18 protein-coding genes are annotated in these 21378 nt (G+C 50.3%); 12 read left to right on the top strand and 6 right to left on the bottom strand.

Annotated features, from left to right (window positions below; genetic code table 11):
* The first annotated feature begins 138 nt into the window (after positions 1-138).
* Both H8L47_RS23470 and H8L47_RS23465 read left to right on the top strand, forming a co-directional pair.
* Positions 139-732, top strand: coding sequence for a hypothetical protein (locus H8L47_RS23470; protein ID WP_186956030.1), 594 nt, complete (start codon positions 139-141; stop codon positions 730-732).
* 174 nt (positions 733-906) lie between these two features.
* Positions 907-1782: a hypothetical protein gene (locus H8L47_RS23465; protein ID WP_186956028.1), complete on the top strand. Its 876-nt coding sequence runs from the start codon at positions 907-909 to the stop codon at positions 1780-1782.
* Positions 1783-1915: 133 nt separating this feature from the next.
* On the opposite strand, the gene H8L47_RS23460 is transcribed toward H8L47_RS23465, so the two are convergent.
* On the bottom strand, positions 1916-2476 hold the full coding sequence (locus H8L47_RS23460) for a hypothetical protein (RefSeq protein WP_186956027.1): 561 nt from the start codon (positions 2474-2476) through the stop codon (positions 1916-1918).
* A gap of 280 nt (positions 2477-2756) precedes the next feature.
* Between H8L47_RS23460 and H8L47_RS23455 the strand changes: the two genes are divergently transcribed.
* On the top strand, positions 2757-4448 hold the full coding sequence (locus tag H8L47_RS23455) for a serine hydrolase (protein WP_186956026.1): 1692 nt from the start codon (positions 2757-2759) through the stop codon (positions 4446-4448).
* 281 nt (positions 4449-4729) lie between these two features.
* On the opposite strand, the gene H8L47_RS23450 is transcribed toward H8L47_RS23455, so the two are convergent.
* Positions 4730-4930, bottom strand: a complete 201-nt coding sequence (locus H8L47_RS23450; RefSeq protein WP_186956025.1) for a hypothetical protein — start codon at positions 4928-4930, stop codon at positions 4730-4732.
* Between the two features lie 22 nt (positions 4931-4952).
* On the opposite strand from H8L47_RS23450, the gene H8L47_RS30340 reads away from it, so the two are divergent.
* The 4 genes from H8L47_RS30340 (at position 4953) to H8L47_RS23430 (ending at position 8870) form a co-directional block, all read left to right on the top strand.
* Entirely contained in the window at positions 4953-6251 is a 1299-nt protein-coding gene (locus H8L47_RS30340) for a sensor histidine kinase (protein ID WP_186956024.1), read from the top strand.
* Positions 6252-6253: 2 nt separating this feature from the next.
* Entirely contained in the window at positions 6254-7039 is a 786-nt protein-coding gene (locus H8L47_RS23440) for a LytR/AlgR family response regulator transcription factor (protein ID WP_186956023.1), read from the top strand.
* 352 nt (positions 7040-7391) lie between these two features.
* Complete coding sequence (locus tag H8L47_RS23435; RefSeq protein WP_186956022.1) at positions 7392-8399, top strand: tetratricopeptide repeat protein; 1008 nt, start codon at positions 7392-7394, stop codon at positions 8397-8399.
* A 51-nt stretch (positions 8400-8450) separates the two neighbouring features.
* Positions 8451-8870 (top strand): hypothetical protein, encoded by a 420-nt coding sequence (locus H8L47_RS23430; protein ID WP_186956021.1) that lies wholly within the window; start codon positions 8451-8453, stop codon positions 8868-8870.
* A gap of 60 nt (positions 8871-8930) precedes the next feature.
* On the opposite strand, the gene H8L47_RS23425 is transcribed toward H8L47_RS23430, so the two are convergent.
* The gene (locus H8L47_RS23425) at positions 8931-9248 is read right to left on the bottom strand and encodes a hypothetical protein (RefSeq protein ID WP_186956020.1); all 318 of its coding nucleotides are present in this window, start codon (positions 9246-9248) and stop codon (positions 8931-8933) included.
* Between the two features lie 224 nt (positions 9249-9472).
* Here H8L47_RS23425 and H8L47_RS23420 point away from each other — a divergent pair, with 224 nt between their 5' ends.
* From H8L47_RS23420 to H8L47_RS23410, 3 genes are all read left to right on the top strand, one after another.
* On the top strand, positions 9473-10057 hold the full coding sequence (locus H8L47_RS23420) for a metal-dependent hydrolase (RefSeq protein WP_186956019.1): 585 nt from the start codon (positions 9473-9475) through the stop codon (positions 10055-10057).
* 498 nt (positions 10058-10555) lie between these two features.
* The gene (locus H8L47_RS23415; protein ID WP_329605488.1) at positions 10556-12553 is read left to right on the top strand and encodes a glycosyl hydrolase family 18 protein; all 1998 of its coding nucleotides are present in this window, start codon (positions 10556-10558) and stop codon (positions 12551-12553) included.
* A gap of 99 nt (positions 12554-12652) precedes the next feature.
* Positions 12653-13690, top strand: coding sequence for a cupin-like domain-containing protein (locus H8L47_RS23410; protein ID WP_186956018.1), 1038 nt, complete (start codon positions 12653-12655; stop codon positions 13688-13690).
* A 64-nt stretch (positions 13691-13754) separates the two neighbouring features.
* Here the strand turns inward: H8L47_RS23410 and H8L47_RS29910 are convergent, their stop codons facing one another.
* Together H8L47_RS29910 and H8L47_RS23400 are read right to left on the bottom strand one after the other, a co-directional pair.
* Positions 13755-15428, bottom strand: a complete 1674-nt coding sequence (locus H8L47_RS29910) for a chitinase (RefSeq protein ID WP_230413887.1) — start codon at positions 15426-15428, stop codon at positions 13755-13757.
* A gap of 457 nt (positions 15429-15885) precedes the next feature.
* Positions 15886-16671, bottom strand: a complete 786-nt coding sequence (locus tag H8L47_RS23400) for a substrate-binding periplasmic protein (RefSeq protein ID WP_186956017.1) — start codon at positions 16669-16671, stop codon at positions 15886-15888.
* 329 nt (positions 16672-17000) lie between these two features.
* On the opposite strand from H8L47_RS23400, the gene H8L47_RS23395 reads away from it, so the two are divergent.
* A complete protein-coding gene (locus tag H8L47_RS23395; RefSeq protein ID WP_186956016.1) occupies positions 17001-19091 on the top strand; it encodes a hypothetical protein in 2091 nt (696 codons plus the stop codon).
* Positions 19092-19278: 187 nt separating this feature from the next.
* Here H8L47_RS23395 and H8L47_RS23390 read toward each other — a convergent pair whose 3' ends face one another.
* The gene (locus H8L47_RS23390; RefSeq protein ID WP_408057741.1) at positions 19279-20103 is read right to left on the bottom strand and encodes an MBL fold metallo-hydrolase; all 825 of its coding nucleotides are present in this window, start codon (positions 20101-20103) and stop codon (positions 19279-19281) included.
* A 66-nt stretch (positions 20104-20169) separates the two neighbouring features.
* Between H8L47_RS23390 and H8L47_RS23385 the strand changes: the two genes are divergently transcribed.
* Positions 20170-21150, top strand: coding sequence for a GlxA family transcriptional regulator (locus H8L47_RS23385; RefSeq protein WP_186956015.1), 981 nt, complete (start codon positions 20170-20172; stop codon positions 21148-21150).
* The last annotated feature ends 228 nt before the right edge of the window (positions 21151-21378 follow it).

Here is a 21378-nt window from a genome sequence, read left to right as displayed (position 1 = left end):
ACATGTGTAGTCCGGTGCATGATATGCAGCGTTGCTTGAGTTGTGATGCAGACAATATACCTGAGAAACAATTTCGAATAAGATGCAAGTCTTAAATATTTTGTGAAATCTTGTGCAAATACACAGGTCTAGATCCCTATGTCCTTTTGGAAATGGCTACTGGCCGCAATCATCCTGATCTTCGCAGTCCAGCACTGGCGCAACCGGCCCTTGCCGGTGCCGCCTGGCAGCATTGCCCCCAATGATCCTGTCCAAACCATGCTTAGCAAGGGCACGGTCTATGAACAAAACAATTACAATCTGACAGCCCTGGCAGACTTTACCGTCGAAGCAAGGGTACTCTCGAAGCAGACGTATTCTTCTGACCGCGAAGCCCAACTTGCCCCGGTTGACCTGGCGCTGGGTTGGGGGGCCATGTCAGATACTGCCGTGCTGGACAAACTATCGATAGGGCAGAGCAACCGCTTCTATTTTTATCGATGGGAAAAAGAACCACCCCGCCCAGCCTCTGAAATTGCTAGTCATAGCGCAAATATGCATTTGATCCCCACTACCTCAGCGGTGGAAAAAGCCTTGAAAGAGGTGCGCGTAGGTCAGGTCGTCAGGATCAAGGGCCAACTCGTCGAGGCCAAAGCAGCCGATGGCTGGCGCTGGCGCTCTTCCCTGACCAGGGAAGACACAGGGGCCGGTGCCTGTGAACTGATACGGGTAGAGGCAGTCGAGATTAAATAAATGCTTGCAGGCAAAATAACCTGAATTTGGTTCTGCTTTTCAATACCTTTGGTATAGCATCATGATGCTTTGTTCAAAAATATAGCACCCACACGCAAAAGTGGGGGACACTTTGAACTCGTGTTTTGCTTGTGTCTGCCAGCATCATTCTTTGCTGGCCGCAGGTAGTTACTGATGGGCAGGGCTGGTACATCCCTGGTCAGCAGGATCAAATTCAAGGACAGGTTCTCCATGCGTGCTGTTGTTACTACCCCCACCCCTTATGCCGCCATGCTCGCGTTGATGCTAGCGTCGCTGGTCATGATCAGCCCATCTCAGGCACAGGGCACTGCCCACACCAATGCAGTTGCTGCCAGCTCAGCAAATTCGGCGAGTTCGGCGAGTTCGGCCAGTGCAGCAGAGGCCACTGACGAGCTGCCCAGCGTCGAAGTCAAAGCCGTCAGAGACCCGGCCATCCTGCCTTATAAAACCGCCTATGAGCTGATTTCCAAAGTAAGGGCGGCCAGCAAGGACAAGGTGGAAATTCTGATCCGCGTCATCTCAAACAAGACCCATGCGCCTATCCCCAATCTGGATATTTACCTCGACAGTAAAGAAACGCGAAAAAAACTGGACATCTCATCAACAGGTTACATTGCCGTACCTCTGGACCCGGTAGCCTATGCCGAGGGTGCTGAATTTGTCACCAACCAGAAAAAAGGTTCGATGGAGGCCCATGTCCTGCTGGTGCCCAAGTTACCCAAGGATGTCTTTAAATATGCCGACATCAGCGAGAGTATCGACGCTGCACAATTGGCCATCAAAGAACTGGTGCCCTGGTATTTGCGCCTGTTCATGCCTTCAGTGAATAGCATAGGTATTTGCTACGCAGGGCAAAACCAGACTGTGCTCGTCAAAGGCAGTGAAGAGCAGCAACTGCCCGCCAACAGTGATGGAACCGACCCTCTCAAGAACAAAGTCCACTGCGCCAAATTTGTCGCTAAAGATGTGGCAAATGCCAAAGATAATCTGATCATGCCAGCGGCTGGCTGGCAGGCGATATTCATGTGAGCACGACCTGCCGTGAAAAAGCCTGGACTGAGATGAATAAAGGTGTTGTAACCAAGGAGCTGACTGTGATAATAACTGCACCCAGGCTGTTCGTGGAGTCTACACTTAAAGATAACAAACGTACGAGCAGAGTTTATTGTGGACTCTGGTCGTTAAGTTTCTTTTTTCGTGTGTTAATGCGTTCGTCAAGAAATTTTGTGACTACAGGATCATTATTTTTTAAGTCCAGTTTTCCTGCATTGACTGAATCGAAGTAAGACATGCAGATGGATACTTTCTGTTGAACTTGAGGCATTGCAGAGATTGGTGCTTCCATCGCTTTGAACTGAGCATCAATTATATTTTTGGTACCTGTTTCAAATGTATCTCTGAGGTCTTTTTTTTGCGCTTCTGGAACCGTAGCCCGTTCGACAAATGCCATAATCTCCTGTTGGACGATCTTGTTTTCGTCTAGGTAATTCTGGTGTCTTTGCTTCCATGCATTCATTGCGGTTTCGCCTGCAAGCCGGGTGGTATCTCCATACTGTGAGCAGCGCAAAACTAGTTTCTCTAATAGCTTCCCGCCAGATTCAGGCGATATAGCCGCAGCCCCAAGAATCTGTTCCTTATTATTATAAGCCAGCAATTGCGCGCAGGCGATCTGGTGGATGCTGATCAGCACGGCAGCACTCAGGAAGACTTTTACTTTTTGCATGGTGAGATCCAGGTATGAAGTCTATGTCTCAGCACAGAAATCTGAACGAGACGGAAATTTTGTCGTGAGTATGTCATTGACAAGTTAACTTTTCAAATTTTTCATTGGATGCAAAAAATCTGTTCGCGCTGACTGGTGTTAAATGTATCTAAAGTACTTTTTTTGTTAATTATTGTACTATGATCATCTTTTGAAAATCATCGCGCTGCCGGTTTCTACCGCATCGTATGCGCCGGACGACATAATCCTTTGTAGTGCTTGAATCTCTATAGGAATTTTTATGAAAATCTCTTCAGCCCTGCTCGCGGTATGTAGTCTCCTCATTCTTGAGCCGGTCGCTGCAGCAGAAGACTACACAGCCACCGTACAAAAAGTCGCCACGGCCCGCGTCAGCAATGCTGCCATTCCTGGTCTGGTCGTCGTGACTGTGAATGGGCAGGAGCAAAAAATACAGGGCTTTGGTCTGGTCACAAATGGTGCAGGCGGTACAAGCGGTAAAGCACAGCCGCATCTGCCAGATGCCAGTACGGTCTTTGAAATAGGCTCAGTCAGCAAAACCTTTACGGCATTGCTACTGGCAGACATGCAGATGCGTGGCGAGCTCAAGCTGGACGATGCAGTGGCAAGCTTACTGCCTGCATATTCCATACCGCATTATCAGGGCCGCGCCATCACTCTGCTGGACCTTGCTACCCAGACTTCGGCCTTGCCACGTCTGCCTGCCAATCTCATGCCCAAGCGACCGGACAACCCGTACGCCGATTACACCGAGAGCAATCTGCGCGACTTCTTGCACCGCTATCAACTGACACGCACGCCAGGCGCAAAGTATGAGTATTCCAACCTCGGCTTTGGCTTGCTGAGCCAGGCACTATCTGCACGTGCGGGCAAGTCTTATGCAGAACTGGTGCAAGAACGCATTGCCAAGCCGCTAGGCATGGCAGACACCGGCATCGCCTTGACTGCCTCCATGCAAGCTAATCTGGCGACTGGTCATGATGCACAAGGCAAGACTGTCGCCAACTGGGACATGCCCACACTCGCAGGTGCAGGTGCTTTGCGATCCAGCGCACAGGATATGCTGCGCTATTTGCAGGCACACATGCACAGTGCCAATGTCAAAGTACCTGCTGGCTTGCAACTGGTGCAACAGGCACAACGCCCTACCGGCACGCCGGGTTTGCAGATAGGCCTGGCCTGGCATGTGCAAAGCGTGCGCGGTCAGACTGTGGTCTTGCATAACGGCATGACGGGTGGTTATGCATCCTTCATCGGTTTTACTGCAGATGGCCAGCGCGGTGTCGTTGTGCTGGCAAATGCAGCCGTCAATGTTGATGACATAGGTATGGCAGCCCTGTTACCAGCAATGCCAGCAGCCGATACCAGCAATGTGAACGAAAAAAAACTTAGTGCACAACAATTGCAGGAGTACACAGGCCGTTACCAGCTTGCGCCCGGTGCCATCCTCAGCATCAGCGCCGGGCCAGACGGCTTGCTGGCGCAACTCAGCGGGCAGGAGAGGGCCGCTATCTTCCCGCGCAAGAAAGACGAGTTCTTCTATAAAATCGTCGAGGCCAGCCTGCAATTTGAACGCGATGCCAGTGGCAAGATACAGTCGTTGACCCTGCACCAGAATGGCCATGCCTCGCCAGCGCACCGCATAGGTGAGCTGGCGACAGAGGCCGCCAAACGCGCAGAGATCACACTCCCCGCAGAGCAACTCAAACAATATGTGGGTAGCTACACCCTCGCCCCCGGTTTCAAGCTCATCATCAGTGAGCAATCCGGTCAGTTATATGCCCAGGCAACGGGACAGGGCAGCAATCCCATCTATGCCGAGGCTGCAGACAAATTCTTCCTGAAAGACGTCGATGCGCAACTGAGCTTCCAGCGTCAGGCCAATGGAAAGATCAGTGGCCTGGTGCTGCACCAGAGTGGCCGCAACATGCCCGGGCCGCGTGATGGGGATTAACAATCATAACCGTCGTGGCGGGGTTGTGATGGAGAAATGTGCTGTCAGCAGCGCTGCCTTCGCGTATTGATGCGTCGTGTCCTGTGCTGGCGTAAAACGCTACGGGCGGCCCGGCGGTAAGTCAGTCAATAAGTATCCGATGCGGTATCAACGCATGGGTGGGAGTGCTTTTTTTGCAAATTTTTCAGTAGGTTTTTCTTCTTGCATGGCTGCTTTCAATGCCGTGGCGGCTACAGATTTCTGCGCCTGTTCATGCCTTTGGTGAATAGCAAAGGTATTTGCTACGCATGGCAAAACCAGGCTGTGCTGGTCCAAGGCAGTAAAGAGCAGCAACTACCTGCCAACAGTGATGCTACCGCCCCCTCAAAAACAAAGCCCACTGCGCCAAATTTGTTGCCAAAGCCAAAGATAATCTGATCATGCCAGCGGCTGGCTGGCAGGCGATTTTCATGTGAAGCCTTGCGCATTTTGCTAGAAGTCATCTGTACTTCATCGCAGCAAAACGTGACTCAAACTAAGGAAAACGTGCTTGATCACAAAGAGTTTCCTGTGTTTGCTTTGCAGTGTAAGCTGCTTATATTCTTCGCTTGTTGGTCACATCATTTGTCTTGGAGAAGGTCAGATGAGCGCTGTCAGTCGCACTACTTGTGTGGCAAATTTTCATTTTTTAAAGTGGCAACCATGAATAATCAAGAGTCAAATAGCACTACCTCAGCACTACCTGCTATGTATGCCTGGAAACGGGTCAAGGTGGTTCTTTTTGCCTGCCTCATTCTGAGCATTTTAATGAAAATGACCTGGTCTGCATGGTGGATTACGATATTTGTCCGTTTGGTCATGATAGCCATGATGCAATTGACCGTATTCGGTCTTTTCGAACGCTGGCCGAAGCGATTACCAGGCTGGATGGCACGCTGGGTACTTCAGATTGCTGCTGTGGCAATTGTGGTGCCGTTTGCAGCGGCGATCGCTTATACGCTGACCACCTTAGGAGACCCCGTTCCCTGGTACGAAACTAAGTCGAAATTGTCAGGATTCGGAGAAATGATCGGTGCTGGTCTGTTATTTTCGCCATGGATAGCGATGTCGGCCTTGTATCGCCATATCAATGATCAGGCACAGCGCCAGGCTTTATCGTTTGAGTTGGAGCGTAGTGAGTTCGCAAGAGACGCACTTGATTCACGTCTGCGTTTATTACAGGCACAAGTGGAACCCCATTTTTTGTTCAATACCCTGGCTAACGTGCGTGAACTGGTGGATTCCCAATCTGATCAGGCATCACAGGTCTTGAATAGTTTGATCGCCTATTTACGCGCTGCTGTCCCAAACCTGAATAACGCTGCCACGACGCTGGGACAAGAGTTAGAATTGGTACGTGCTTACCTTGAATTGATGCACATGCGTATGCCTGATCGAATGCAATTTTCAATCAAGGTCGATGAGGCTGCATTAAAGGTGCAATGTCCGCCCATGACTCTGCTGACACTGGTGGAAAACGCGGTGCGGCACGGCATTGACCCGAGTGAAGAAGGTGGCGAAATTAATGTCACGGTGCGGATCAAAGGCGAACGCTGTATAGCGCAAGTGAGTGACACTGGTATTGGGCTGGGCGCCAATCAAGGTGGCCAGGGTAGTCAGGGACTAGGAACTGGTTTGGCGAATTTGCGCGAACGTCTGCAATTATTATTTTCAAATCAAGCGCACCTGAGTCTGACTTCGCTCGAACCGCATGGCTTTCTTGCAGAAATTGATTTCCCGACCCAAATGCAAGCCGCAACAACAATTTCGTCCAAGGGGGCGTAACAATGAAACCAACCCGACCAACGGCATTAATTGCTGACGATGAACCTTTATTGCGTAGCTCGCTGGCGCGCTTGCTCTCTGAGACCTGGCCAGAATTGGAGATCGTGGCACTAGCGCGCAATGGACGTGAAGCGCTAGAACTATTTAAGGAGCTTAAACCCAGCGTGTGTTTTCTCGACATCCATATGCCGGGAATATCGGGTATCGACGTAGCGCGCCAGATTGGTCGCGGTGCGCACCTGGTCTTTGTGACGGCCTATAGCGAATATGCGGTAGAGGCTTTTGCGCAAGGGGCTTTGGACTATTTGGTCAAACCCGTCGATCAGGCACGACTGGTCGAGACCGTGATGCGGGTGCGTGAGCGTTTAGGCGCTGCTCACGAAGCGCCTGACATCGACGTGCTATTGGATAAACTGGAGGCGCGCTTGCAAAGGAAAACAGCGCCAGAACCTTTACGCTGGATTAAAGCGTCGATAGGACAGTCTGTACGCCTGATTCCAGTCGAAGATATTGACTTCTTGCGCTCTGATGAAAAATACACACAAATTGCCTGGCGTGATGATGAAGGCAAAGTTGCAGAAGCACTGATACGCACCTCACTAAGAGAGCTACTCGTTCAACTGGATGGCACCCACTTTGTTCAAATACATCGCTCGGTGGTGGTGAATATGAACAAGGTCTGCCATGTAACGCGTGGCGAGAACGAAACAGCCACCGTGTCGATGAAAGGACGGACTGAAAAACTGCCAGTGAGCCGCAGTTATTTGCATCATTTCAAACAAATGTAAGTACAGAGCCACGGTTATTCCAGGTCAGAAGTCAATGAACCACGTTCAAAGAACGTGGTTTTTCTTTAGGCTCCCCAGAGGGGCGTGCACGCTGACTCAGCTTTCTGCATCCAAAAGACTGCTAGCGCCACCAATCAAAAAGAGTCGTCCTTACACGCAAATGTAAGGCACAGACGTTTTTCCGTCACTCAGGATCACCAGACCGTCGTTCGTCTTTTTCTGCTCGATCCCGTCAGTTGAAAACAGGATACTTCAGCATCGATCACGATTTGAAGATACCTCACGAATGATGTGGGCTTCTTCGGTCAAGCGGAAACGCCAGATCTTCACCCATTTCATTCAGGACATTATTATGAGTCGCTCCGCACGTTCTCACTTCTCACCAGGTCGGTCTGGCATATTGGCACTGCTGTTGACGTCAGTGTTTAGCATGCAATCAGCTCAGGGACATGAATACACCTCACTCATCAAAGCAAAGAAATATGCCGAAGTTGAACGTGCAGTCAGTAGCAAACTCGCAAGCAACGCGAATGATGCCGATGCTTTGCTAGCCAGGATTGATTTAATTTTAATCGAAACTAAAGCGACTCGTTTCGATGAGGGCGTGAAAATCGCAGAACAATGCATCGCGGGTAATCCAAAAAATTCTGAATGTCATGAAGCACTAGGCAATGTACTGGGTGCCAGAGCAGAAAAAGGTGGCATGATGCCTGGCATCAGCTCGATAGGAAAAATTCGCGATTCGTACAAGAAAGCGATTGAACTGGACCCCAGGAATTTTATCGCGGCCAGTTCGCTCATGTCCTTTTATTTGGAGGTGCCGGGCTTTCTGGGTGGTAGTAATTCCAAGGCCAAAGAACTGATCCTTGAGACCAAAAAGTTAAGCCCGGAAGTTGCAAAATTACTGCAGGCGAAGTTTGATTTAAAGGACGGCGATATGGAAAAAGCACGCACCGGCGCATTGTCGGTCGATGCAAGTGCTACGCCGGCAGCGGCACAATTGCAGTCAGCTATCTTGGTCGAGATAGGTTTGGCATTGATCAAAGAGAAGAAATTTTCCGATGCAGAAAAAGTGTTTCGCGAAATGATTCAGCGTTACCCCGATTCTTCAGCCGCCTATCTTGGGCTTGGCAGATCATTACAAGAACAAGGTAAATTAAAAGAAGCACTGCCTCAATTGGAAAAATCCCTAAGTATCGATGCGACAGCAGCAGTGTTGTACCGGTTGGGGAAAACATGGCAGGCATTAGGTGACAAAAATAAAGCCATTGCGTCCTTCGAAAAAGCACTTGCTTTCACACCCTTATTATCTCCAAAAGCACGTGCTGATGCGGAAGAACAATTAAAAACACTTAAATAATTTATTCGAGCTAACACGTCAATTTTAACGAAAGCAATTTGGAGTTACACGATGAACGACATTTCCAACATCCGACTTTATGCACTGCGTGCCATCTATTTATTGGTTGTCGTCGGACTTGCTTTAACATTATGGCCAGAAGTACTTGCATCGAAAAAACCGATTGCTTCCTGGGGATTTTTTCATGGTGTGCAAACCTGCATGATGGGCGCATTCTGGTTACTTTGCGCCTTAGGCATTCGTTATCCTTTGCAGATGTTGCCCATACTGATGTGGGAACTGATCTGGAAAACGATGTGGTTAGTCGCTGTACCTTTGCCGCTTTATCTGAATGGCACATTCGACGAAAAATTATTGCCCAATGTGATGGCGATAGGCGCGGTTGTCCTGATCTACCTTGTTATGCCTTGGTCCTATGTCTATCACCATTATGTCAAGAAGCAGGGGAATCCGTGGCGCAAGCTGGGGTGAGACTTACATTGAAACCGCAGAGCTTGCAATCCTGGAAGTAAGGTATGTCAGCCTGGAGATTTAAGTCGCCGGTACATCAACTTTCTTTTTCCTGCGCATCATCAGAACTCTGAAGCCGCAAGCACCCAGGATAAGGATGGCTGCAATCATCCATTCAGACGACAGGGCCAGCAGATCCATTTTTTTCTGGCCTGTTATGCCGATGAGATTCAAGAGTTTCGCGCTCAGCAGTCTGAGTATGATCATGGGCACTATCCACAGCAGGCGATTTCCTTTGCCGGCAATATACAGGGAAAGCAAAACCCCCAGCGTCATTGGCAAGAGCCAGACGTAGATAAAAAGACTAAAAATGAAATTGCCTGCGCCACTGCCCATCATTGCTTCCCCACATTTGAATGGAAAACAGTGTAGCACCCGGCGTCAAGAGCAAGCGCAGCCATCAAACCAGAAGTGACAGAAAACGAGAATGTGAACGACCTGTTTCGCTTTGAATGGGAATTGCCCGCATTATTCCAGCCACTTCACACCCAGCGCATACACACTTCACACGGCAAAGCTAAGCTGGCGCATCTCCAATAGCTGCCATTTGGCCACGTTCACCGATGTCTTCACTGTTGGCCCATGTCGCCGCTGGCCTGACGCTATATTTTTGCCGTACAGGCCCACAGCCCCGGCCACATATCAGTATGAGCTTGCCAGTCTTGCTGGCGATTGCCCCTGATTTTGATTATTTCGGTATCTGGTTTTTTCATCTGCGTTACGAACAGCGCTTCACGCATTCACTGTTGTTTTGCCTGCTACTGAGTAGCACGGTGTGGCTGCTGGCAAAGCGTTGCTGGCCCAGGTGCAAGGCAATGCCAGGTTTTTGGATACTGTCTCTGGCTGCGTGTTCGCACCTCTTGCTTGATATGGCAGTAGGCCGCGCCTTACCCTTATTGTGGCCCTTGCTTAAGACTGAATTCTATTTTCCCCTGGCATTCCTGCCTGGTGCCTCGCATACCGGCATCATCAGTTATGCCTTCTGGCGCAACTTGCTGATAGAAGCCTGCATGCTTTTGCCTGTGCTGATGGCGGTCATGATGCTGATACGACGCAAGCCGCTGCGCGCTCATCTGCCTGAGATATTACTGGTGATGAGTATGTGGTCGGGGCTAGGTTTCTGTCTCAATACCGGCTTGTTATTATAGATACGCCAACATCAGTGGTGGTCATTGTCTTGCCATCCTTATGGAAGCGGCATACCACAGGCTGAAAAAAAGACGTCGCTGAACGCGTCGACCAAAAATTGGGCTAGCCTCGACCAGGTAGATATTGCATATCAGCATCTTCACTCAGGGAATCATTGTTGGAAGACAGTTTTCCATCAAACCTAAATTTTTTTAATCAATATGCTGTTTGTTGGAGCAATACCACTTAGGGTATTGATAATAATTGGTATTGTTTTGGTATCATGTTATCAAGATATATTTTTCTCATCTTGCCCGTCAATTCCCGCTTTCACACATTTATCTTTCCCAATTGGACTCTTTTGATATAGCAATATTTTCTTTTCAAAAAAACCACTTGACTGCCCAAATTTTAAGCAACATCGTAGCCGAAGGTTTCTACGCAGAATGAAGCCTAAACCACGAAAATGACCTCGAAAAACTGGGGCATTCGTTTATTCACACCTCTGGGGGAATAGGATGAGACAAAGAACTGGAAATCGCGCGAATTACCTGATGCTAGGGCTGGTCGGCAGCATGCTGGCGGCTTGCGGTGGAGGGAGCAACACGAGCAACCTGAGCGATACGCCCAAGACAGGCTCACATATGGCAATGCCACCGGCGCAGATGGCAGATAGCAGTTGTGCTGTATGGAGTAACACGCAAGTTTATACACAAGGCAATTGTGTCACTTACCAAGGCATCACGTATAAGGCCAAGTGGTGGACCCAGGGCAATGTCCCTGGTACAGAACAGTGGGGACCATGGGAAGTAAGTGCGGTCACGCCTACCCCAACACCAACTCCGACGCCCACACCGACGCCTACACCGACCCCAACTCCGACGCCAACTCCGACGCCAACACCCACACCGACGCCAAGCTGCGCGCCCTACGTGGCGGGCACCAGTTATCTGGCAGGCAGTGTCGTCAGCAATGCAGGTGGCTTTTATCGTTGCGATGTAGCTGGCTGGTGTTCTACCGGCGCATCTGCCTATGAGCCTGGTGTAGGCTGGGCCTGGACCAGTGCCTGGACTTCGGTGACGTCAAGTGCATGTCCAACGCCAACACCGACGCCAACACCAACACCAACACCAACACCAACACCGACACCAACACCAACACCAACACCGACACCGACACCGACACCAACACCGACACCGACACCAACGCCAACGCCTGTCGGTGGCCGTGAAGTCGGTTCTTACTTTGCGCAATGGGGCGTGTATGGCCGCGCCTATGAGGTAGCAGATATTCATACCACGCAGACGCCAGTCAATGGTGTGCAGACCAGCATTGCTGATCAACTGACCTTCATTAACTATGCCTTCGGCAATGTGTATGCAAAAAATGGCGGCTATGAATGTGATATGGTCACCAAGGCAGAGACGGGTAATAACAACCCGCCCCCTGCTGATGCTGGTACCGGTGGCGATGCCTTTGCTGATTATCAGCGTCAGCCTGCCCGCACCGTCGATGGCAAAACCATCCCCTGGGATGCCAAACTCACCGGTAATTTTGCGCAACTGAAATTACTCAAGGCGGCACATCCAAATCTCAAAGTCTTCATTTCACTCGGTGGCTGGACCTGGTCGAAGTTCTTCTCTGCAGCAGCGAAGACGGATGCCTTGCGCAAGCAACTGGCGAGGTCTTGCGTCAAGCAGTTTATCGCGGGTGATTTGCCGGTGCAGGATGGGCGTGGTGGTCCAGGTGCTGCCAAGGGCGTGTTTGACGGTATCGACATCGATTGGGAATATCCAGGCGGTGGCGGGCAGCCATACAACACGGTTGATGCTGTTAATGACAAGCATAACTTCACCTTGTTAATGGCAGAATTCCGCGCGCAGCTCGATGCGCAAGGGGCTCTCGACAACAAGCGTTATGCGCTGACTGCAGCGATCGGCGCGGGCACTGAAAAGATCGCCCAGACCGAACCTGCCTTGTATAGCCAGTACATGGATTGGGTGAATGTCATGACCTATGACTTCCATGGCGGGTGGGAAAACACCACCAACTTCCACTCACCGCTGTACCATGATAGTGCAGACCCATCCACGGGTGTGCTTGCCAAGTACAATAGCGATGACGCCATCCAGGCCCTGGTCACAGCAGGTATGCCACGCAATAAAATCTTGCTCGGTATTCCATTCTACGGGCGCGGCTGGAAAGGCGTCAGTGCCGGGCCAAATGGGAATGGCCTGTATCAGGGAACTGGTGGCCCAGCTCCGGCCACTTATGAAGCAGGGATAGAAGACTACAAGGTCTTGAAAAACAAGACCGGTACGCGCACCCTGCATCCGGTGACCAAGCAATTGATGCTGTTGACCAACAATGGCGAATGGTGGAGTTATGATGATCCGGCTGTCATCGCCATCAAGATGAAGTATGTACGTGACCAGAACTTGCGTGGCGCATTTACCTGGGAACTGGATGGTGATGCCAACGGCGTTCTCGGTAGCGAAGTCTGGAAGGGACGGTAATCCTGAATAGTTGACTGTGACAGTTAACGAGTAGTCTATGGCTGCGGGTGTGATAATGAAAAAAATCACATCCGCAGTTTTTCAGCGAGAGGAAAGCACATGAATGCACAACTCGGTTTACACAAGCAGGCACAGGCAGCACAGACAATGAGCGATGACTGGCGTCGCTGGATTGCAGAAAATCTGCTACTAGGAGCACATCCGGCAACCCTGGAAAACGTCTTGCAAAAGAATGGTTTCAGTCTGCACATAGCCAGGCTGGAAATCAGTGCCGCGCTGTCCAGCCCTTATTTTCAAGGCGTACAAAGACTCAAGAACCGCCTCGACAAGCGTGACTGGGTGTTGGCCATCGCCGCCAAACTTGATCAGATAAAACCGATGGCGCTGGAGCGCAAACAGCAGTTATCCACCGAACAGTTTTTGCATGACTATTATCAGCAAAACCGCCCCGTCATTATCACCGGCATGCTGGACGATTGCCCGGCGCGCAGCCGCTGGAACCTGGCCTGGTTCCGCGCGCATTTTTCTGAACGCCAGGTAGAAGTGCAATTTGGCCGCAATAGCGACGCCAATTACGAAATGAACAGCATCGCCCACAAACGCCAGATGCGCTTTGGTGAGTATGTCGATCTGGTGGAAAAAAGCGGCCATAGCAATGACATGTATATGACCGCCAATAACGATTCAAGCAACCGCAAGGCACTTAATGAACTGTGGGAAGACGTACCCTCATTGCCTGAATATCTGAAGACAGACCAGGGCAAGCAAGGCTTTTTCTGGTTTGGCCCGGCAGGGACGATTACACCGTTCCATCATGACCTGACCAATAACTTCATGATACAAATCATGGGGCGCAAGCGCGTCAAGCTCATCGCGCCATGTCACCTCGCCAAACTGCAAAATGAGCGCCATTGCTTTACACCAGTCGATGGCCGCAACATCGACTTGACACGCTTCCCCATGATGCGGGATGTGCCTGTGCTCGAATGCATATTGGAGCCAGGCGAGATATTATTCCTGCCTGTGGGCTGGTGGCATTTCGTGGAATCTCTGGATATTTCTGTCACCATCGCCGCGACGAATTTCCGTTGGGATAATGATTTCTTCAGCAATTACCCGGCTAATCACGACTTTTGATCGACAAGTTTTTTGTATAGTAAAACTGCGCCGCCCGTCTTCCGACCGGCGGCGCATTTTTGCATCAAGGCAAAGTATTCAAGACAGCCTTGGTCGGTGCCGAGAAATTATAGCCATCATGTTTATCCCAGTTGATAGACCAGGTCATGACCCCTCTGAAGTTTGGATAAGCCTGTTTGGGCACGATGGTGCCGCAGTTCAGCAACCTGGTTAAACAGTTCAGCGCATTGCTGACATCAGCCGCAGTGGTAAAGCCAGAATTGGCTGAACTGCGCCCGGACGGCACACCAAAACCAACCTGGTCAGGGCGCAGGCCAGCAAAGGTATTGCTGCCATAGGTAAAGCCCTCAATCAGCATTTTTGCCGTTGCCACCAACTGGTCTGCCGACCCCGCCCTGAGTGGCGCAGACTGGTAAGGTGTATAAATATCGCCATTGTTGTAATACTGCGGATGCAGAATAGTCAACTCATCACGCAGCGCATTGATGATGGGGATATAAGCTCCCCAGATCGAGCCATACGAAGTAAAACCACCTTCCACATAGACCCATTCCGGTGCCATTGACAGGTAGAAGTTCGCTCCAACTTTGGCCTTCAGTTTCTTGACCCCGATCGGCAAATAAGTCTGGATAGGTGCGCCCTGTGCTACGCCATTTTCCAGATCCACATCTATGCCGTCAAAACCGTACGTGCTCATGATGTCGTACAAGCTGTTGGCAAAGTTGGTCGCCTCTGCATCTGAACCCACCGAGACGGAACCATTCTGGCCGCCCAGCGATAACACCACTTTTTTCCCTAGTGCCTGCTTGGCCTTGATATCCGCAATAAATTGCGCCTCGCTGCCAGCACCGGGGTCCAGCGTAAAACTCACATTGCCACCACCAGCATTATCGCCAAACGAAACCACGATGACATCCCAGTCATTACTGACTTGCGAGATAGGATAAGTATTGCCGCTGGGGTTGGTAAAGTTATGCCAGTAACCCACCAGCGCATGCTTGGCCAGACCGGGGATGGGCGTCGGTGTTGGAGTGGGGGTTGGCGTCGGCGTCGGCGTCGGCGTCGGCGTCGGAGTAGGGGTTGGTGTCGGAGTAGGGGTTGGCGTAGGAGTTGGTGTTGGTGTTGGGCAGGCACTCGATGTGACTGATGTCCAGGCACTGTTCCAGGCCCAGCCTACACCAGGCTCATAAGCCGATGCACCGGTAGAACACCATCCCGCCACATCGCAACGATAAAAGCCGCCTGCATTGCTGACCACTCTTCCAGCCACATATTGGGTGCCAGCGACATAGGCAGAACAGTTTGGCGTCGGCGTTGGTGTGGGCGTAGGTGTCGGGGTAGGTGTGGGCGTTGGTGTAGGAGTTGGTGTTGGTGTTGGAGTGGGGGTAGGCGTTGGCGTTGGCGTTGGTGTGGCATCACATGCTCCTTTACCCGTCCAGGGTTTGCCGCTGCCAGAGGCCCCGCTGTTGGTCGCAGGATTTTCATTTCGCGTCCACCAGTTCGCGACATAATTATTACCGCCCGCACTGACCAGCGCACCGCCGTAATAAGGTGTTGCTGCATCCCAGGCGGCATAGCAAGCCGTAGAAGCGACAGCAGGCGGCGCTTGTGGTGTGCTTGCCGGGCCAGTTCCATTACCAGCACTGTCACTGCCGCCACCGCATGCCACCAGCAAACCACCACTGGTCGCGCACAGCAGCATGTTACGAATCAGGTTTCTTAAAGTTGTATTTTCCATTGCCGTCTCCCCCCATGATTTTGTGAATGTTGAACTTGTCTTTACTCCCAAAAATACATTCCTGAGTGGCTTGTCTTAGCCGCAAATAGCCGCTCAAAATTAAGCATGTGGGTCCTGAATTTGCGCGTCAACTGGTTTTGTTATTATCTTGCCACTTAAATACCACTTGGTTGGAAGGCAACAAAATGCGATGCAATTGAGGTGCAAATGCAGATTTTACATGGTGCTTTTTTGATCTCTGACCAGACCAGCCAAGGCGGTTTGCATCAGTGGTATTACCAGAATTTAATCCATCAACAGAGGGCATGAGGCAAGATGATGTGCAATGCAAGCCGCAGCCCAGTTTGCGAAGGCGTACAGGGCGCGACAGCTTGCACAATCGCGATTAAAGAGTAAAGAGAGATAAAGGAAGGTGAAGAGATAAAGCGATAGAGGTCTGAAAGCACCGTTAATCTGTTTATTCCTGATATTTTTCAAATAATTTTGCCAATGTTCCCTGACGCTCAAGCAAGGCGATTGCGGCTTTCACTTTCCTTGCATCTTCAGGCGCTAAAGTTTTTGACAACAACATATAGAACTCATCTTTGAGCATTACTTTGGGTAGCAGTTTTATCTGGCCTTCCAGCCCGGCCTGGCGTATCTCTGCCAGGATACCGGGCGAGCGGTGACAATAAAAGCGGCCTCTGCGGGCAAGCAGTTTGTTCAGATTGGATTTGGACGATACCGCACTGGAATCTACCAGCAAGCCACCCTGATCTTTCAAGCGATCATTGATGGCATGGTTGTGCATGGACAAGATGATGCCGTCCTTCCCCAACTTGCGTATATCGTCCCAACTGCTCACCTGGATGTCGTCATCAGCGCGTACAGCCAACAGATAACTGACCGAGAAGATAGGGGTATCGATATAGTCGTAGAGCAGTGCGCGCTCTTTCGTATGCAGCATGCCGCAAATGGCGTCCATGGGGCCAGAAGTGATACGGACCAGGGGCAGCCAGTTTTGGTCGCCGACAAACTTGATGTCAGGCTCCACCGCTTCAATGGCCCGCATGATATCAATGCATATACCGCCAACAGCAGGTTTGCCGTCTTGTACTATAGCGATGAATTTTGGGGCAGACGCTTCTTGCGCCGCTGTCCTGATCAGGCTCTGCGCACTGGCAGGCCTGGAAAAAAATAACAAGGAGGCCGCGAGCAGAATAAGCCACCCTGCGCTTTTGATATTCAATGCGAACCAAGTCACGTATTGCCTCCGTTTTTATACTTACTTTATACTTATTCGCGCCACATCCAGGCTTGACTAAGAAATAGCAAATCTTCAAAGGGCTTTCTATTATTGTACGCCAGCATATACTTGATGTAGCTGTCAGTTTAATCAGATGCCTGCAGGCAACTGAAGGCAACTAGATGCTGGATTATTCAGGCCAGGCCAGACTCGACCGCTTCTGGCTTTATTGACGGGAATTTCATACCGTATATCTTTATCTGACGGTATGATGGCTGGTTCCAGGTGCGATTGACCGGCAAGATTAATGCGATTATTCAACATGAGCAATTCTTACGGAAAATAATATGACATTGAACGCATCTACGCCGACTCCAGAAATGACCGCCCAAATTTCTTCTCCGCTCTCAGATGCGCAGGCAGATAGCGCAGCGGAAATCGTTCTTGCAATACTGAATAAATATTCGGTAAGCCTCAATACGCAAAACTACCCGGCCAGCCTGTATGCAGAATCGCTGCTGTATATGATTTATTGGTTCCATCGTCTGCGTGATCCCGTCCGCAAGAATGGTATCGAAGATAGCATCGCTAAATATGTAAACCTGGCCAGTGAGTCGGCGGTAGTAAAAGCCTTATTGTCGGATCAACAGCTTCAAGTACAGGCCAAGCAGCGCATTGATCAGGGCGTCATGGTGCGCAAGACGGTTGATGTGCTCGTGATGCGCGATGGAGAAAATGGACGGGAATTTCTTGTCCTGGACCGGGCATTTTTCCCTGAAGGCATGTCTCTGCCGGGCGGCTTGCTACAAGATGAAGATGAGCAAAACGAAATTGGCATTCCAGCAAATATTTTTGCAGCACTCCGGGTAACTGGCAGCAAAGTGTTCGGATTTTTAGCACCAGAATACGGGATTGCAGAAGCGGGCGGACGGAAATATTATTTTGTGCGGAGCGAAGTAAAAGACGGGGCAAAGAAGGAAACGGAAAACGAAGCCCGCATCTACATGGACAGAACCGTTACCCACGGATATCGCGACCATCTCAAAGAGATTGCTGTCCCTTCAGACCCGCGTCATATCGTCGATACGATCGGATTTCTCGTCGAAATTGCCGACACCAAAGGTATTCACGGCAGGTGGTTGCCCGAGAGCGTGATGACAACGCCGAACGCGAAAGAAGGCGCCTTTGCCTTTGGTCATCACAAACAGATCGCCGCTGCACTGCTGGCGAAAAACTTTACAAAAACGCAGGGCATTTCCCATCACGAATGGATACGCGAATGGGTCAAAAACCCGGTGGACTTATACCGTGAATTGCGAACGCGATTTCAGTTGAATAACAATAGCCCGGATACCCCAGTCCTGGAACTGTTGACAGTGGTCGAGTATTTCCGCAGCCAGATGACACTCCCTGAGATGGATGAGAAGTGTCGCGATAATGCGGCACTGTCCTTTATGCGTGATCAACTGCTGCATAAATTCCACCACGTCACGATACAGAATGGTGCAATGTGTCCGTATGCTCCGACCTTGCGTATACTGTTCGAAGCAGTGGGTTTCTTCGATATTGCATGTCGCTCAGAGAAAAAACTGAGTACCCATTTCCAAAAAAAATACTGGTATCGCTATGAAGAGCTGATGCGCCGGATTCCTGAAGTCATCATCATCCCGACTTTCGATAATATTTCTGCCACTGACCTCATGAAAATAAGGGGTACGCCTATCTATTTTATCGGCGTATCAACAGAGCCTGTCTATGTCGATGAATTCTGGCAATCTCCACTCGAATTCCTCATCCACGACCTGAACCACGCCTGGAAGATGATGGACATGGACGACCGGTTTTTCCAGCATAGCCCAGAGGTCAACAGGGATGAACTGATCAACAAATCCAATGCCTTCATCCGCGAGTACTTCCCGACTATTGCCATTCAAAAGACGGATACAGAACAGCAGAAAGAATTGAAGAAGCTCAAGAAAATCCTCTTGTTCGAGGTGGGACACGAAGACGCACGCCCCTTGTTGCCAGGCATCGTCAGCGAAGCGCTGCTGGAAGATGAGGGATACGAATTCCCGGATATCGTCGTCCGTTATGATGAGGAGGGTAAACAGGCATATCTGGAACAGCGCACCATTCCTGGTATTACTGCTCTTTCTTACGTCAGACATAAACTACAGCACGGCTTCTTTGACCAGACTGATGCACAGAACATCCAGATCGTCTCGCCAAAGTATCGCACGGTAGAGTGGATAGTCAGAGCCACGGAAGAGTTACTGAGCGAAATGCAGGCGACGATTCCGCCCGCAGTGCTAACCGAAGGCTTGACGGAATACCTGACCCGGCAGGCATGTTCCCGAGGCCCTTCGATACTGCATGCACCGGAAAATCTGGACCCTGCTGTAGAAGAGTATGGGGATGGCACGGTTTCGAGGGAATAGTCGCACCCGTCCATTGAGACTCTCAGCCTGCGAATTCTCATAAAAGTGATCAGCGATTCATTTGGACGCAGGAACACCAAGGCGTGAGCAAGGTATCGCTGTGGTAGTGCTTTGATGGTCCGGTCAACTTTTCGACCGGAGCGCTCTTCATTGGAAGGAGAAAAAGACCAAACCAGCCTCAAGCTAGTTAGCAAGCTGCGGAATCATTTTTTTGTACTGTCAATGACTGCAAGCATTGCGCGTGCCGATGAACCTCCGGCGCTATCAATGGTCCGCCGTGTCCCATGTAAAAACGCTTACTGCCTGAAACCAGCATTTTTTTCAATTCTTCAGAGACAGTTTTTGGATTATCTTCGAATGGCGGGCGTATTGCATGTCCAGTCCTGATGAGCCCGCCAAGCAATACACCAGATGCAAGTAAATCTCCGACCATTGCGTCCCCGGTATCTAGCTGAACTGAAACTGAACCTGCTGTGTGACCAGGGGTGTGCCTGGCTGTGCCCGCTGCTCCAAAACAGGCCAAGTCGAGTACGTCGCCAGCTTTCAATAAAATGTCAGGTGTAAATGGAACGTAAGGCTGCAAAATTAAGCCTGTCTTTAGAAATAGCCGGCCAAACCATCCCGTCGCGCAAAAAGTCATCTTCTTCTTTTGAAGGTAATAATCAAGGTCGCCCTCATGAGCAAGAATCGGTGCACCTGACAATTCGCGCATCCGTGCAGCACTTCCCGCATGATCTACATGCGCATGGGTGATGACGATGAGTTTAATGTCGCTGAATGTAAGGCCACGTTTTTTTAGTGCATTTCCTATTTTTGATTCTGATCCTGGCAGACCGGCATCCACTAGGATGCAGCCAGTTTCACCAATAATGAGGTGACAGTTAATCATTCCGAAGGGTGCAATGGCAATTCGAATAATTTGAGGCGAGATTATAGCAATACTTTCCTTGAAGATGAATGGTGTTCTGCCAGCCCCTGCTTTGCAGATAAGCTTATTGTCTATCCTTTCCACCTTCAAGTACTATGCTGATATCAGCTGTTTTATGGCCAATTTCGTCAAAATTCAAAGATGCTCGTCATGACAGATTCAACCTCCTTGCGGATAGCTATATTGGTGTACGAAGCCTGTACGGGGTCTCAGGTGTTCGGCATCACCGATGTCCTGAGGATAGGAATGGATCTTGGTCTGGATATCAAGGCGCGCAAGGGGCCGGCGTTTGATATAGAGCTGATTGGTCTCGCGGGGAAAAGCATCAAGATCGCTGGTGGAATTTCTGTTGGAATTAAACGCCCTGCAGGTAAATACGATTTACTCATTGTGCCGGGGCTTGAAATAAACCGCCATGTTGACTGGGACAAAAGACTGGCTTCTTTGTCACGCGAGCTTGCTTTCATCAAAAAGACCTTTGCTGCAGGAACTGCAGTTGCTTCCGCATGTGTGGGGGCATTCCTGCTGGGTGAGGCTGGTCTTCTAAATGGCCGCAAATCTACAACTGCCTGGCTGTTTGCCCCGGAGCTTGCCAGGCGGTATCCAGCGACCAGGCTACAAGCGGATGCAGTTTTTTTGGAGGACGGCGCAGTCATGACTACCGGAGCAGTCAGCTCATCGTTTGATCTTGCCATCCAGCTTGTCAAGCGCACGCTCGGTGCTGAAGTGGCAACTGCCACCGCACGGGTCGCCCTATTATCAAATCAGCGTGCCAGCCAATCGCCATTTGTCGATAGCGCTTTGATGGAGAGAGGTCTGCCAGCTTTTTCACAACAATTGCAGCTCTGGTTCAGTGAGAGATTGGCCGACGAGTATGACCTTAATCGCCTGGCGCTCACTTTTCATATAAGTCCAAGTACCTTGCTGAGGCGGATCAAAGTTGAAACAGGGCAATCACCTCTAGATATGCTGCAACTTGCACGGGTTGAAAAAGCAAAGCAGTTGTTGAGCAACACAACTTGGAGCATCGCTCGTATTACTGCAGAGGTTGGTTATTCCGATGTCAGCAGTTTTTCCCGGTTATTTACACGTCTTGTGGGCGAAACACCCGCCAGGTACCGGAGGCGTTAGAATTTATGGGGGGTATTCGAGGCCATAGTGAATTGGCTGAAGGGCTATACCGCTTTTTCCAGGAAGATAATGACTATCGTCTTTTTGTCGAAAAAGCTACTGAGCGGCAATGGGGTTCCAGACATTTGACGTTCAGGAAGGGTAGTGCAGCAAAGCAAAGACATTCGTTGCAGGCACATGATTGACGGTGAATGGATTTACAAAATTACCTGACGCCAGTGCTGCGTC

Source organism: Undibacterium umbellatum, assembly GCF_014284125.1.
Lineage (GTDB): Bacteria > Pseudomonadota > Gammaproteobacteria > Burkholderiales > Burkholderiaceae_D > Undibacterium > Undibacterium umbellatum.
Note: the sequence above shows the minus strand (reverse complement) of the source record. Positions and strands in the feature narration are given on the sequence as shown.